Annotated in this window: 12 protein-coding genes; all 12 read left to right on the top strand. The window is 44.0% G+C overall.

The window, feature by feature from the left end; translation table 11 throughout:
• Positions 1-236: 236 nt before the first annotated feature.
• The 12 genes from AC59GT_RS11550 (at position 237) to AC59GT_RS11495 (ending at position 15,065) form a co-directional block, all read left to right on the top strand.
• Positions 237-1,514: a c-type cytochrome gene (locus AC59GT_RS11550; RefSeq protein ID WP_497237769.1), complete on the top strand. Its 1,278-nt coding sequence runs from the start codon at positions 237-239 to the stop codon at positions 1,512-1,514.
• A gap of 51 nt (positions 1,515-1,565) precedes the next feature.
• The gene (locus AC59GT_RS11545; protein ID WP_497237768.1) at positions 1,566-4,610 is read left to right on the top strand and encodes a TAT-variant-translocated molybdopterin oxidoreductase; all 3,045 of its coding nucleotides are present in this window, start codon (positions 1,566-1,568) and stop codon (positions 4,608-4,610) included.
• A gap of 23 nt (positions 4,611-4,633) precedes the next feature.
• Positions 4,634-6,106, top strand: a complete 1,473-nt coding sequence (nrfD, locus tag AC59GT_RS11540) for an NrfD/PsrC family molybdoenzyme membrane anchor subunit (RefSeq protein WP_497237767.1) — start codon at positions 4,634-4,636, stop codon at positions 6,104-6,106.
• A gap of 2 nt (positions 6,107-6,108) precedes the next feature.
• Entirely contained in the window at positions 6,109-6,645 is a 537-nt protein-coding gene (locus AC59GT_RS11535) for a DUF3341 domain-containing protein (protein ID WP_117383716.1), read from the top strand.
• Complete coding sequence (locus AC59GT_RS11530; RefSeq protein ID WP_317127857.1) at positions 6,638-7,213, top strand: c-type cytochrome; 576 nt, start codon at positions 6,638-6,640, stop codon at positions 7,211-7,213. The genes AC59GT_RS11535 and AC59GT_RS11530 overlap by 8 nt, the downstream gene beginning before the upstream one ends.
• Positions 7,214-7,228: 15 nt before the next feature.
• The gene (locus AC59GT_RS11525) at positions 7,229-8,500 is read left to right on the top strand and encodes a quinol:cytochrome C oxidoreductase (RefSeq protein WP_117383718.1); all 1,272 of its coding nucleotides are present in this window, start codon (positions 7,229-7,231) and stop codon (positions 8,498-8,500) included.
• Between the two features lie 48 nt (positions 8,501-8,548).
• Positions 8,549-9,745 carry a cytochrome c oxidase subunit II gene (locus tag AC59GT_RS11520; protein ID WP_497237766.1) on the top strand — a complete coding sequence of 399 codons (1,197 nt, stop codon included), beginning with the start codon at positions 8,549-8,551 and terminating at the stop codon, positions 9,743-9,745.
• A 19-nt stretch (positions 9,746-9,764) separates the two neighbouring features.
• Positions 9,765-11,657, top strand: coding sequence for a cytochrome c oxidase subunit I (locus tag AC59GT_RS11515; protein WP_497237765.1), 1,893 nt, complete (start codon positions 9,765-9,767; stop codon positions 11,655-11,657).
• Between the two features lie 146 nt (positions 11,658-11,803).
• A complete protein-coding gene (locus AC59GT_RS11510) occupies positions 11,804-12,868 on the top strand; it encodes a COX15/CtaA family protein (protein ID WP_497237764.1) in 1,065 nt (354 codons plus the stop codon).
• Positions 12,865-13,746: a heme o synthase gene (gene cyoE, locus AC59GT_RS11505; RefSeq protein ID WP_497237763.1), complete on the top strand. Its 882-nt coding sequence runs from the start codon at positions 12,865-12,867 to the stop codon at positions 13,744-13,746. The genes AC59GT_RS11510 and cyoE overlap by 4 nt, the downstream gene beginning before the upstream one ends.
• Before the next feature lie 2 nt (positions 13,747-13,748).
• Positions 13,749-14,327, top strand: a complete 579-nt coding sequence (locus tag AC59GT_RS11500) for a cytochrome c oxidase subunit 3 (RefSeq protein ID WP_497237762.1) — start codon at positions 13,749-13,751, stop codon at positions 14,325-14,327.
• A 6-nt stretch (positions 14,328-14,333) separates the two neighbouring features.
• The gene (locus AC59GT_RS11495) at positions 14,334-15,065 is read left to right on the top strand and encodes a cytochrome c oxidase subunit 3 (RefSeq protein WP_497237761.1); all 732 of its coding nucleotides are present in this window, start codon (positions 14,334-14,336) and stop codon (positions 15,063-15,065) included.
• The last annotated feature ends 5 nt before the right edge of the window (positions 15,066-15,070 follow it).

Here is a 15,070-nt window from a genome sequence, read left to right as displayed (position 1 = left end):
CAAAAAATCTGAAGTTTTCTTTTAACGATAAATTTCTTTCAAAAACCCCCTTTACGATATGTTTAGAGGGGTTTTTTGATTTGTTTAGAACGATTATAAATTAGAGTTTAGTGTCACTAATTTGTCAGTCGTACTGTAATAAATCATACTTTTGTGGCTGAAAAATTGGGTAAAACATACATCTTTACGTCCGTTTCACACATTAATAATATAATTATTTAGCATAAATACACTTTATGAGAAATATCTCATTGATCTTTAAACAATTCTCAAAATCGCTTTTACTGGTTGCCGGTTTGGCTATTTGCAGCTTAAGCGCAAATGCCCAGGCAGATGCGGCAAAAGGAGAAGCAATTTTCAAATCTAAATGTACCGCCTGTCACAAGATCGAGACCAGGATGACCGGCCCGGCACTTGGTCCGCAGGTTACCCAGGAAACGGACGACAAGTACCTTACTAAATGGATCCAGAACAATCAGGCGCTTATTGCGGCTAAAGATCCAAAGGCACTGAAGATCTACAACGAGTACAACCAGGCCAACATGACGGTTTTTGCCGAGCTGAGCGATGCTGATGTTGCTAATGTGCTTACCTATGTACGCGGTGAATGGAAGAAAATGCAGGACAAGCCTGCTGCCGGCCAGGCTGGTTCTACAGGTGCTGCAGCAGAAAGCGGCCCAAGCTCGTTGTTAATATGGGGACTGATTGGCGTAATCGTTATTGCCTTCATCGTTATACTTGTATTAAACAAGGTAATTGCCACACTGGAGCGCTTATTGCTTAAAAGAGGTGGTTTAGCGCTTGAAGACGAAGAGGTTACTGAAGTTGAAGCTGTAAAAGCTGACAGGCTTGCAGGCGTAAAACGCGCTCTCAAAAACAAGAAACTGGTATTCTTTATAGTGCTATGCGGTGTTATTGGTTTAGGCAGCTGGAGCTGGGTTACTATGTGGAATACCAACGTTCACCAGGGTTACCAACCAGTACAGCCTATAAAATATTCTCACAAGTTGCACGCAGGTGTAATGAAAATTGAGTGCCAGTACTGCCACACCGGCGCATTTAAATCAAAGAACGCAGCTATCCCATCGCTTAATGTTTGTATGAACTGCCACAAGGTGGTTAAAACAGAGTCTCCGGAGATACATAAGATATATGATGCTTTGGGCTACAATCCTGAGACGCAGAAATACGACAGCACTAAGGCTCGCCCTATTCAGTGGGTGCGTATACATAACCTGCCAGATCTGGCTTACTTTAACCACTCACAACACGTTAAGGTTGGTGCAATAAAATGCCAGACTTGCCACGGCCAGGTGCAGAACATGCAGGAAGTTTACCAGTACTCGCCACTTACAATGAAATGGTGTATACAGTGCCACAAACGCACCGAGATCAACTCTAAAGGCAGCGCTTACTACGACAAAATACTTGCTGCTCACGATAAGATCAAGAAAGGCGAGAAAGTAACTCCTGCAATGCTGGGCGGCCTTGAATGCGCTAAGTGCCACTATTAATAACAAGATCACAACACAAGAGAACTTAACATTACAGTTTATATAGCTTAAATGGATAGCAATAAAAAATACTGGAAAGGTTTAGAGGAACTAAACAGGACGCCAGAATTTGTTGAGAAGAACAAACATGAGTTTGCCGAGCCTATACCTATCGAAGAGGTATTAAGCGGTGGTGGCTTATCCAGCAAAACACCGCGCCGCGATTTTTTAAAGGCGCTTGGTTTTGGTGTGGGTGCGGTAACATTGGCTGCTTGCCAAAAAGTACCGGTACATAAATCAATACCATACCTAATAAAGCCTGAAGAGGTAACTCCTGGTGTGGCTAACTATTATACATCTACTTTTGAAGGTAATGCTATACTGGTTAAGACACGCGAAGGCCGCCCTATTAAAATAGAAGGTAACCCTAACGATCTTTTGTCTAAAGGTGGCTTAAGTGCACAGGCGCAGGCGTCTGTACTTGAACTATACGACAATACGCGTGTAAAAGAGCCAATGGTTAACGGTGGTGAAACAGGCTGGACACAGCTTGACGCTCTTGTTCGTAACAACCTGGCATCTATAAAAGCGGGTGGTAAAAAGATACGCATCATTACATCAACCGTACACAGCCCATCTACGTTAGCTGTTATTGCTGATTTTGTTGCTGCTTATCCGAACACTAAACACATTAACTACGACGCGGTATCATATACCGGTATTATACAGGCTAACCAAAACAGCTTTGGTAAGGCAGTTATCCCTCACTATGATTTTGGTAAAGCTGATGTTATTGTAAGCTTTGGTGCAGACTTTCTGGGTACCTGGATCTCTGGTGAAGAATTTAGCAGCCAGTACGTAACTAACAGGAATAACAAATCGCTTGAAGGCAAAAAGATGTCGCGCCACATCCAGTTCGAAACTGGTATGAGCATGACAGGTACTAACGCTGACGTGCGTATGCCAATAAAGCCGTCTGAAGAAGGTATTGCACTGGTTAACCTTTACAACGCTATATCCGGAACTACATTACCAGGTTCGAAAAAGCTGACCAACGCTAGTGCTGATAAGGCGATTATCCTGGCAGCTAAAGAACTTGTTGCAGCAAAAGGGCGCGCACTGGTTGTTGCCGGCAGCAATGATGTGGCAACACAAGTACTGGTAAACGCAATTAACTCTTTACTGGGCAGCTACGGTACTACTATCGATCTGGACAATCCGTCATTACAATATAAAGGTAACGACGCGGAACTGGTTGAATTTGTAAACGAAGCAAAACGCGGCGAAGTTGACGCGGTATTCTTCCTGGATGCTAACCCGGTATACGATTACTTTAATGTAAAAGACATACAGGCAGCTTTAAAGAAAGTTAAACTTCGTGTATCATTTGCTCATCACCTGGATGAAACTGCTAACACCTGTAATGTTGTTGCCCCTAACCACCACTACTTAGAGGGATGGGGTGATGATAACGCTGTTGCCGGTTACTACACTATACAGCAGCCAACTATCAATCCGGTGTACAATACACGCCAGGCCGAACAAAGCATGCTGTTGTGGAGCAACAACCCTGTAAAAGATTACTACACTTACGTTAGAAATAACTGGAATACAAACCTGTTGGCTAAAGGTGGCTTAGCAGGACAGGCAGGTTGGGAAACCGTATTGCAAAACGGCTTTATTAAAGCCCCTGCTGCTCCGGCCGGTACTTACACGTTCAATTTAGACCTGAACGCTGTAGCACAAACCATTATCAACCATAGCAACCAACTAGCATCAGGCAATAAGGTAGAGCTACAGATTTACCAAACCGTAGCAATGCGCGATGGTAAAAAAGCAAATAACCCATGGTTGCAGGAGCTGCCAGACCCGGTATCTAAAGTTACCTGGGACAACTTTGCAGCCATGTCTCCGTCTGACGTTAAAAAACTTGGTTTAGAAGAATTTGAAGTAGTTACAATAGATGCCAATGGCTATTCTATTTCACTGCCGGTATTATCACAGCCAGGACAGGCACAAGGTACAGTATCTGTAGCTGTTGGTTACGGCCGTACACATGCCGGATTAGTTGGTAATGGTGTTGGTAAAAATGCTTTCCCTTTCCATAGCTTCCGCAATGGTACATTCCAAACCAGCGCGCCGGCTACGGTAACTGCTACCGGTGATGTATTCCCGCTTTCGCAAACACAAACGCACCACTCTTTTGAGGGCCGCAATGTTATCCGCGAAACTACGCTGAAGGATTACTTAAAGAACCCTGCCTCTAACAGCGGCAAGGAAGAAGAAAAAGAAACATACGATCTTTGGGACGAGTACGAACGCCCTGCATACAACTGGGTAATGGCCATTGACCTGAACGCTTGTACAGGTTGCGGTGCCTGCGTGGTTGCTTGTAACGTAGAGAACAACATCCCGGTTGTAGGTAAAGAAGAAGTTGGACGCCGTCGCGAAATGCACTGGATCCGCATCGATCGTTACTACAGCTACGATGATGGCAAGGGTAACCTTGACGTAACCAAAGAAAAAGATATTGATAAGCTGGAGAACTTTGACAATGTGTCTGTAGTGCACCAACCAATGCTTTGCCAGCACTGCGACCATGCTCCTTGTGAAACTGTTTGCCCGGTATTAGCTACCGTACACTCATCAGAAGGCCTTAACCAAATGGCTTACAACCGTTGCGTAGGCACACGTTATTGCGCTAACAACTGCCCTTACAAAGTACGTCGTTTTAACTGGTTTAACTACTGGAACGATTCACGTTTTGACAACTACCTGAGCAACGAACATACTCAACTGGTACTTAATCCTGATGTTACTACCCGTTTCCGCGGTGTAATGGAAAAATGTACTATGTGCGTACAGCGTATACAGGCTGGTAAGCTTAAAGCCAAAATAGAGAAACGCCCGCTTAAGGATGGTGATGTACAGGTTGCCTGTGCGCAAACCTGCTCGGCTAAAGCGATCATATTTGGTAACGCGAATGACCCTAACTCTGAAGTATCAAAAGCGCTTAAGAGCGAAAGAACTTACTACGTGTTAGAAGAGCTTAACGTGAAACCAGGTATTGGCTACCAGGTTAAAGTAAGGAATACATTATCAGAATTACAGGCTTAATTATTACAAGAGATTTATAATATATGGCATCTCACAGTGAATCGATAATCAGGGAACCGTTAATTACGGGCAAGGACATCACCTATGCCAAGATTACTAACGATGTATTGTACCCTGTAGAAAATAAACCGAATAAAGCCTGGTGGATAGGTTTTACCGTAGCCAGCATGGGCGCTTTACTTTGGGTAATAGCTATCAGCCTTACCTTTTGGTATGGCCTTGGCGAATGGGGATTGAACAAAACAGTAGGCTGGGCATGGGACATCACCGGTTTCGTATGGTGGGTAGGTATCGGTCACGCTGGTACGCTTATCTCTGCGGTACTATTGCTGTTCCGCCAAAACTGGCGTAACTCTATTAACCGCTCTGCAGAGGCGATGACCATCTTTGCGGTAATTTGCGCCGCTACATACATTGTAGCGCACATGGGCCGCCCTTGGTTGGCATATTTCACACTGCCGCTTCCTAACCAGTACGGCTCACTTTGGGTAAACTGGAACTCGGCACTGATGATGGACGTGTTTGCGATCTCTACTTACTTCTCTGTATCATTAGTATTCTGGTACACTGGTTTGTTACCTGATATCGCATCTATCCGTGACCGTGCAACAGGCTTACGCCGCCGTATATATTCGGTAATGTCATTCGGCTGGACAGGTTCAGTAAAAACCTGGCAGCGTTTCGAGACCGTGTCACTAATCCTGGCAGGTATCTCAACACCACTGGTACTTTCGGTACACACCATTGTATCCTTTGACTTTGCAACTTCACTGGAACCGGGATGGCATACCACCATCTTCCCTCCATACTTCGTTGCCGGTGCTATCTTCTCTGGTTTCGCAATGGTGCAAACGCTACTGTTGGTTACCCGAAAGGTTTTAGGACTGGAGAACTACATCACCATGTTCCATATTGAGTCGATGAACAAGATCATCATGTTGACCGGTTCTATCGTAGGTGTGGCTTACATCACTGAGTTCTTTATTGCCTGGTACTCTGGTGTAGAATACGAACAATATGCTTTCATCAACCGTGCTACCGGTCCGTACTGGTGGGCATACTGGAGCATGATGAGCTGTAACGTGATCTCTCCGCAGGTGTTTTGGAGCAGTAAACTGCGCAGAAACATCAAGTTTTCCTGGTTCTTGTCTATCATCGTGAACATAGGTATGTGGTTCGAACGTTTCGTGATCATCGTAACCTCTCTTCACCGCGACTATATCCCTTCAAGCTGGGTAATGTTCTATCCTACATGGGTAGATGTGGCCGTGTTCATCGGCTCTATAGGCTTGTTCTTTACCATGTTCCTGCTGTTCATCAGGGTGCTGCCATCTGTGGCAATGGCCGAAGTGAAACTATTGCTGAAATCAGCAAGCGAGCAGTCTAAAAAGAAATTAATTGACGAAGGTCACCTGGACCCTGCAGAAGTGCAGTACTATAAAGAATCGCTGGTGAAGTTTGACAGTGTTGACATGTCTGATTACGAAAAAGTATAAAAATGAGTAGCACAAAATTTATATTAGGCTTATTTGATGATCCCGATGATATGATGCACGGGATAGAGAAGCTGCAGAAAAATAGCATCCCGATTTATGACGTGTACACTCCAATGCCTATCCATGGTATTGAGGACAAACTGGGTGTTAAGGAATCTCGTTTGGGCTATGCAGCTTTTTGCTTCGGTTGCCTGGGTGCGACGGTAATATTTAGCATCCTTTATTACACGCTTGTGCATGACTGGCCAATGAACGTTGGTGGTAAACCGCACTTTGCCATGCCTAACTTTGTTCCTTTCACATTTGAGTGGACCATCTTATTCACGGCATTTGGTATGACACTTACCTTTTTCGCAGCAACACACCTTTTCCCCGGACGTGCGCCAAGGGTAATGGACCTGCGTGCTACCGATGACCGCTTCGTGATAGCAGTTGACGCTAAAGGAAACGTACCTCACGAGGATATAACCAATTTATTAAAAGAAGCAGGAGCTGTAGAAGTAAAGCATAACAACAGAAAATATGTTAGCTATGAATAAAATAAAAATATTGGGTACAACGGCTTTCGTTATCGCTGCATCGATCGTTATCACGTCGTGCAAGGATAGGCGTAGCACGGGCTGGCAATACGCTCCCAATATGTACGAGCATATCGCATACGAATACGACCAGGCTAACCCAAACTTTAAGGATGGGAAAACCGCGCAGGTACCACCGGCTGGTACTATACCTATCGGCTTTAAACGTTTTGACTATCCTAATAATAACGCAGGGTATCAGTTAGCAAGCACTGAAGTAACCAATCCGCTTGCTGCAAATGCACAAAACCTTGCAGATGGAAAAGCACTGTTCACCACCTTTTGCTCTCCGTGCCATGGTGTAAACGGACAAGGTGATGGTACAGTTGTACAGCATGGATATCCGGCTCCGCCGTCGTACTCAAAAGGGCAATCATCACGCGGTGGCGCCATGAAAGACCTTACCGATGGAAAGATATATCATACCATTACTTACGGTGTAAATGCCATGGGCTCTTACGCATCACAGGTGGCTCCGGAGGAGCGCTGGAAGATAGTAATGTATGTTCACCAATTACAACAACAATAAGATCTTATCAAGAAAATGGCTCATCATAATACAATAGAAGAAAAATTTGAATTTGGCGGTACAGCCAAAACGTGGAGTTTGGTTGCCATTGTAATTGGTGTTATATGTATTGCGGCCGGCTTTATTATGGGCGGCGAGCATGTGCAAACCACCTATAGCAACCTGCTGCTGATGTCATACTACTTTGTATGCGTATGTACTTGCGGCGTATTTTTTATGGCGTACCAGTATGTAGCACAGGCAGGTTGGTCTGCATCGGTTATAAGGGTGCCCCAGGCATTTGCAAAAGTGCTGCCTATAGCCAGTGTTATATTGATCATCGTTGTTACTTTAGGTCTTATTAACACACACGAGGTTGTAGAACACGGTAAAAAGGAGATGGTTCCATACCTGTATGCACATTGGGCTACGCACGGCTTAACCGATCCGGCGTCGGAAAACTATGATCCTATTATTGCAGGTAAAGCACCGTTCCTTAATATACCATTCTTCTTCGGTATGCTTGTAGTGTTATTAGCTGCATACAGCTACTTCGGCTGGGCTTTAACAAAAGCATCAAATGACGAAGACTCAGAAGGTGGCATGCGCAATTATGACAAAAGCTTTAAGCTGTCATGTATATTCCTGGTTATTTTCGGTTTTACCTTCCCAATATTTGCATTCGGCACCATCATGTCCCTTGAGGCTCACTGGTTTTCAACTATGTTTGGCTGGTATAACCTTGCTGCTATGCACGTTGTAGGTTTAGCTATCATGGCGCTTACTATTGTACTGCTGCAGAAGAAGGGCCACTTTACATGGGTTACTGAGAACCATCTTCATGATTTTGGTAAACTGATATTTGGTTTTTCAATATTCTGGACTTACGTATGGTTTGCACAGTTCTTCTTAACCTGGTATGCTAACATGCCTGAGGAGTCTGTATATTTCTACAAGAGGTGGGAGCCTGAGTACAAATGGTGGTTCTGGCTTAACATTGTTCTTAACTTCCTTGCGCCTTTGCTGTTGTTAATGTCAAGAGACGCCAAGCGTTTAATGAACCGTATGGTACTTACCTGTATTGTGCTTATCATCGGTCACTGGTTAGATTATTACCTGATGGTTATGCCGGGCACTGTTGAAGAGGGTACCATGAACATTGGTAAGTCAATCGTAGAAGAGTTGGGTACATTTATTGGCTTTGCCGGTTTATTTACCTTCTGCATGCTTACTGCGCTGAGCAAGTTCAGTTCCCTGGTGCCTAAAAAACATCCGTTCTTACAGGAGAGTCTGCACCATCACATATAATAATTGTTAAATTTGCAAACTGAAATACAGCATCAAAAAACCAATAAAATGGGATTCAAAAGTTTAATTAGTTCTAAAAAAATGCTTTCGCTATTAGCTGCGTTTATGCTGTTGGGCACAAACCTGCTGATGGCTCAGGACGCAACCAAAGATCCGGGCGCTACCACTCTTAAGGGAGATGCTGCACCAAGTGTTTGGCTAGGCCCGGGCTACTACGTATTGCTGTTTATTGTAGTATGTTTTGTAATAGGCATTGTAGGTAAAATATTGCGTGTTTATGATCTTACCCAACAGATCCAGAATAAAAAGCCAATTAACTGGAACAATGTAATGGGCATTTTTTGCCTGGTATTCTTAATAGCAGGTTTATATGGCGCATATTGGTCGCTTACTGTACAGGGAAGTCAAATATTACCAGAATCAGCATCGGCACATGGCGTTAAAATAGATCAGATGTTCTGGACTACTACTGGTATTACACTGGTTGTTTTCTTTGTTACACAGATATTGTTGTTTTCCTTTTTATTCCGTTACCGTTATTCAGAGAAACGCCGCGGTCATTATTTGCCTCACAACAATACCATAGAAAAAATATGGACCATTGCACCTGCAATTGTGCTTACCGTATTGGTTATCTTTGGTTTTTTCACCTGGCAGCAGATCATGAACACTGTTGATGCTAAAGGTGAGCAAGCTTCCATCAATATTGATATCACCGGTCACCAGTTTGCATGGGAACTACGTTACCCAGGTAATGACGGACGATTAGGCAGAACTGATTACAAATTGGTAAGCGGTACCAATAAAGTTGGTGTTGATTTCAAAGACAGATATAGCATGGACGATTTACAGGCTGATACTATGTATATGCCGGTACGTAAATCCATAAAACTAAATATTCACGCACAGGATGTTATCCACAGCGTTTATATACCACACATGCGTGTTCAGCTAAATGCTGTACCGGGATTGCCAACCTATTTCAAATTTACGCCAACTATAACCACTGCAGAAATGCAGCGTAAACTTGGTGACCCTGCCTTTGAATATGACGTGCGTTGCAATAAGATTTGCGGTGGTGCACACTATAACATGAAAAAGATAGTTCGTGTGGTAACTGAGGCTGAATACCAGGCGTGGTTGGCTCAACAGAAGCCTTACCTTACCGATCAGATCAAAAAAGATCTGAAATTTGCTGAGGTAAAGCCGGTAGCACAAAAAAACAGGTTAGCGTTAAACAATTAAGACTAAAAGATTAGCGAGTATGTCAACATTATCAGTTCACGATCACGGAGTAGCACATCACGAAGACGATCACGGACACCATCATCATAATGAAACGTTCCTGACCAAATATATATTTAGCCAGGATCACAAAATGATTGCCAAGCAATTCCTGGTTACAGGTATTACCATGGCGGTTATAGCGATGGTTTTATCTATACTTTTCAGGATTCAGTTAGCTTATCCTGATCAGGCTTTCCCTTTTATGGAGACCCTTTTAGGAAGGTTTGCTCCTGGTGGCCGTTTAGATTCTAACTTCTACCTGTCACTGGTTACCATTCACGGTACTATAATGGTATTCTTTGTACTTACTGCGGGTTTGAGCGGTACCTTTAGTAACCTGCTTATCCCATTGCAATTAGGCGCCAGGGATATGGCATCGCCATTCATGAACATGCTGTCTTACTGGTTTTTCTTTTTAGCCAGTGTTATCATGCTATCTTCATTCATGGTTCAAAAAGGCCCTGCCAGCGGTGGTTGGACAATTTATCCGCCATTATCTGCACTACCTAAGGCAATGCCTGGTTCTGGTATGGGTATGACGCTGTGGCTGATCAGCATGGTGTTCTTCATCGCCTCATCATTGATGGGCGCTATAAACTACGTTAGTACCGTATTAAATATGCGTACTAAGGGTATGGATCTTTGGAAAATGCCATTGACTATCTGGGCGTTCTTCCTTACGGCTATCTTGGGTATCCTTGCATTCCCTGTACTTGTTGCAGGTGTGGTATTGCTTGTGTTTGACCGTAGCTTTGGTACAAGTTTCTACCTTTCAGAAATTGTTTTAAACAGCAGCCAGGTTCAGCCTTATGAAGGTGGTAGCCCAATTTTGTTCCAGCACTTGTTCTGGTTCCTGGGTCACCCTGAGGTGTACATTGTAATTATGCCTGCTATGGGTATATCATCAGAAGTAATGTCTGTAAACTCGCGTAAACCAATCTTTGGTTACCACGCGATGGTTTACTCCCTGATAGGTATTACCGTATTGTCGTTCATTGTTTGGGGGCACCACATGTTTGTTACGGGTATGAACCCGTTCCTGGGCGGTGTGTTCATGATTACCACCCTGATAATCGCGGTACCATCAGCTGTAAAGACTTTCAACTGGCTGGCAACATTGTGGCGCGGTAATATCCGTTTCACCGCTGCTATGCTGTTTGCAATTGGTATGGTGTCTTTCTTTATCTCGGGTGGTTTAACAGGTATCTTCCTTGGTAACGCTGCTTTAGACATCAACTTGCACGATACTTATTTTGTGGTAGCCCACTTCCACCTTGTAATGGGTTCCGCAGCTATATTTGGTATGCTTGCCGGTGTTTACCACTGGTTCCCTAAAATGTACGGCCGCATGATGAACGAGCGTCTAGGTTACCTGCACTTCTGGCTTACCTTCATAGGAGCGTACCTGGTGTTCTTCCCAATGCACTTTATGGGCCTTGATGGCGTACCACGTCGTTACTACGCTTTCACAGAGTTTGAGTCGATGAAGCGCTGGTTATCTGTAAACACCTTTGTTACATGGGCAGCTATCATGTCAGCAGTAGCTCAGGTTGCGTTCCTGTTCAACTTCGTATACTCAATGTTCTTTGGTAAGAAGGCAACTCAGAACCCTTGGCAAGCAAATACACTGGAGTGGACAGCACCTGTTGAGCACATCCATGGTAACTGGCCTGGTGAAATACCAACTGTTTATCGTTGGCCATATGACTACAGCAAGCCTGGCGCAGAAGAGGATTACATCCAGCAAACTGTACCGCTATCACAAACTATGAGCTCTAACCTTCCGCATGACTTTGAGGACAACCCTGTTGGCCTTGAGGCACACGCTAAGTGGGTAAGTACTCAAAAGAGCAACGAAGAAGTAAAGTAATAATATACTGATCTGATCTTTTAGGGTAGCTGTTCAAGTCGGTAGCCTCAAGTCAGGAGTTCTAAGTCAGACATTCGGGCTTAAGACTTTTGAGCAGGAACTTCGGACTTACACAGTTACCCTAATTTTTTAGTAAGGATTTTTGAATGAGCAGTAACGCATCCGGTAGTAGATTTCTAAACATCAATCTTGCAACAATAATCCTGCTGTTTATACTAATATTAGCAGGAGGGGTAGTGCGCAGTACGGGTTCGGGAATGGGATGTCCTGACTGGCCTAAATGTTTCGGACAATATATACCCCCAACAGACATTTCTGAACTGCCTGCCAACTACAAAGAAGTATACGCAAACGGACGCATGGCTAAAAACCAGAAATTCGCTAAAATGCTTGATGTTTTTGGATATAGCCAGCTGGCTATGCGTATTCGCAACGATAAATCTATACTTGTCCCGGAAGAGTTTAACAGTGCACGTACCTGGACAGAGTATATCAATCGGTTGATTGGTGCAATATCAGGTATCTTTTTGTTGTTGACTGCAGTTTACTCTTTCCGTTACTGGAAGAGTAGCAAGTTCATTGTTATATTAAGTATACTCAACCTTATACTGGTAGGCTTTCAGGCATGGTTGGGCTCTATTGTGGTGTCAACAAACCTGGTAGCCTGGATAGTAACCGTACACATGTTATTGGCCCTGGCCATATTGGCTATAAGCATCGCTACTTACCATATGGCCAAAACCAGCGGCAGGTATAAACTTACGGTTAAGCCGCTGCTGGCGGTAGTTACGTTAATAGTACTAGCATTAAGCATTTTGCAAATAACCTTTGGTACCGAAGTACGGGAAAAGATTGACGCTGTAGCAAGCCACCTCGAAGGCAGCTACCGCGACAGCTGGACCTCACGCGCCGGCGACATCTTTAATCAACACCGCGATATGGCGTTGGTTGTACTGGCACTTAACATTGTGTTGTACGCGCTGGTTCGTCGCAACTTTTCCAGGCACTCTGTACAGCAGCAACTCATGAGCTTCACGTTCCTGATGATCATGCTGCAAATTGTAACAGGCATTCTGCTTTCGTACTGGTCGTTGCCTCCATTTGCGCAGGCCGCGCACATTGTGTTAGCAAGCCTGGTTTTTGGTGCGCAGTTTTATTTGTTGTTAAACTTGTTTAGTTCGGTGAACAATATACAGGAGGCGCACAGATGAAGTGGAGCGACTTTAGTAAGCTGATAAAACTGCGGCTTACCTTTTTGGTGACCTTCTCGGCTTCTATATCTTTCGTGATAGGAAGTAAGGTAAACGGCCCGATCGACTGGAGCGGACGTGATTTCTGGACCAAATGGTTGATGCTGATCGTGGGTGGTTTCCTGGTAACATCGGCTGCAAATACATTTAATGAAATTATTGAGAAGGATCTTGACCGGCTGATGAAACGCACATCGGACCGCCCGATGCCGGCTGGCCGTATGACAACCGGACAGGGGTTGGTAATAGGGTTGTTTATGGCGCTGTTTGGCACTTACCTGTTGGGCAAGCTTAACCTTACCACCGGCTATTTGTCGGTATTCTCTATAATCCTATATGCTTTTGTATATACACCACTGAAACGTAAATCGCCTATTGCGGTGTTTGTTGGTGCTATACCCGGAGCTTTGCCACCACTTATTGGTTACGTGGCTGCGCACCCTAAGATTGACGAGATAGCGCTGATCTTGTTCGGGATACAGTTCGTTTGGCAATTTGTGCATTTCTGGGCAATTGCCTGGGTGCTTGATGATGATTATAAATTAGCCGGTTTTCGGTTATTACCTACAGGTAAAAGAGATCTTACCAGCGCTATTGTTACGTTTATATTCGCCGTGATCATGTTCCCGGTAAGTTTACTGCCAACTATTTACGGTTATGGCGGTTACTTGGTAGGGGCAGTATCTGTGGTAATGAGTACTTTATTTTTGTACCAGGCTTATAATCTTCTTAAGATGCGCGACATCAAGGCAGCACAGAAGCTGATGTTTGGCTCTTTTTATTATCTGCCGGTGGTGCAACTTATGTTTTTGTTTGATTTTATAGGAAAAGTAAAATGATAATGGCTAAGATAGAACAGGAAGATAAACTAAACCTGGCCCCAAAAAAATTCAATATGTGGATATTCGTATTCACATCATTTATGTTCTTTGCTGCTTTAACCAGTGGCTTTATTGTATACAGCGGCGGTACAGGCCATGCGCTTGGTATGAAGCTGCCGTCGGCATTTATATACAGCACTATTACAATTGTTGTAAGCAGTATAACAATGCAGTTGGCATCCAAAGCAGCGCGCGAACTACAGTTTGCAAAACAGCGCCTGTTGTTAGGTATTACAATCGCTTTAGGCGTAGCGTTCTTTGTTATACAGATATACGCATGGTCGTACATGGTGAACCAAATGGGGGTGTACTTTACCAACCCTAACGCGTCGCAGTCTTTTGTATATGTATTCACCGGAATGCACCTTTTGCATATCCTGGCGGGCATTTTGTTGCTTGCCAATACCATGTGGGGAAGCTACAGCGGCATACCACAAGTCAAGAACTTATTTAGAATGCAGATGTCCTCTATTTTTTGGCATTTTGTCGATATTATATGGATTTATCTGTATGTTTTTTTACTTTTGAACCAACAATAAAAACTCATGAGTGCACAAGTATCACCTATTGATGAAGTAAAAACCACGCCGTGGTCTGGCGGCAGCTCGCCGTTTAAAGTGGAGTATGGCAAAATGATGATGTGGTTTTTCCTCCTGTCGGATGCGTTTACCTTTTCTTCGTTATTGATCTCTTACGGCGCGCTGCGTTTCAGTGCTGACGTTTGGCCTGCTGCCGATCTTATATTTCAGTCAGTTCCGGGCCTGCTGAATAGTGGAGCACCTCTGGTGTTCGTAGGTTTAATGACCTTCATCCTCATCATGAGCTCGGTTACTATGGTACTTGCTGTTGAGGCCGGTCACCGTATGGCCAAGAAAGAAGTTACCATGTGGATGATCTGGACCATTATTGGCGGCTTTACCTTCTTAGGTTGCCAGGCATTGGAATGGACACACCTGCATCATGAAGGCTTTTGGTGGGGAAGCATTCCTCATGAATTAGGAGAGTACTTTTCAAGTACCTCTAAAGCTGTTAAGACATTTGACACCGGCTCTGTTACTTACACACAGCAGTTTGCTAACCTGTTCTTTACAATCACTGGTTTCCATGGTTTCCACGTATTTAGCGGGGTTGTCATCAACATCATCATTCTCGTTAATGTTATTGCCGGTACTTACGAGAAACGCGGAAGTTACCTGATGATAGAGAAAGTAGGCCTTTACTGGCACTTTGTAGACCTTGTATGGGTGTTCGTATTTACCTTCTTTTACCTAGTTTAAAACAA

It is taken from the genome of Mucilaginibacter sp. 320_HR (genome assembly GCF_059691875.1).
This window is presented reverse-complemented; position numbering and strand designations above follow the sequence as displayed.

What these genes read in the sequence shown, in the direction of transcription:
- AC59GT_RS11550 (WP_497237769.1), top strand. Translation starts at nt 237, where the DNA reads ATGAGAAATATCTCATTGATCTTTAAACAATTCTCAAAATCGCTTTTA.
- AC59GT_RS11545 (WP_497237768.1), top strand. Translation starts at nt 1,566, where the DNA reads ATGGATAGCAATAAAAAATACTGGAAAGGTTTAGAGGAACTAAACAGG.
- nrfD (WP_497237767.1), top strand. Translation starts at nt 4,634, where the DNA reads ATGGCATCTCACAGTGAATCGATAATCAGGGAACCGTTAATTACGGGC.
- AC59GT_RS11535 (WP_117383716.1), top strand. Translation starts at nt 6,109, where the DNA reads ATGAGTAGCACAAAATTTATATTAGGCTTATTTGATGATCCCGATGAT.
- AC59GT_RS11530 (WP_317127857.1), top strand. Translation starts at nt 6,638, where the DNA reads ATGAATAAAATAAAAATATTGGGTACAACGGCTTTCGTTATCGCTGCA.
- AC59GT_RS11525 (WP_117383718.1), top strand. Translation starts at nt 7,229, where the DNA reads ATGGCTCATCATAATACAATAGAAGAAAAATTTGAATTTGGCGGTACA.
- AC59GT_RS11520 (WP_497237766.1), top strand. Translation starts at nt 8,549, where the DNA reads ATGGGATTCAAAAGTTTAATTAGTTCTAAAAAAATGCTTTCGCTATTA.
- AC59GT_RS11515 (WP_497237765.1), top strand. Translation starts at nt 9,765, where the DNA reads ATGTCAACATTATCAGTTCACGATCACGGAGTAGCACATCACGAAGAC.
- AC59GT_RS11510 (WP_497237764.1), top strand. Translation starts at nt 11,804, where the DNA reads ATGAGCAGTAACGCATCCGGTAGTAGATTTCTAAACATCAATCTTGCA.
- cyoE (WP_497237763.1), top strand. Translation starts at nt 12,865, where the DNA reads ATGAAGTGGAGCGACTTTAGTAAGCTGATAAAACTGCGGCTTACCTTT.
- AC59GT_RS11500 (WP_497237762.1), top strand. Translation starts at nt 13,749, where the DNA reads ATGGCTAAGATAGAACAGGAAGATAAACTAAACCTGGCCCCAAAAAAA.
- AC59GT_RS11495 (WP_497237761.1), top strand. Translation starts at nt 14,334, where the DNA reads ATGAGTGCACAAGTATCACCTATTGATGAAGTAAAAACCACGCCGTGG.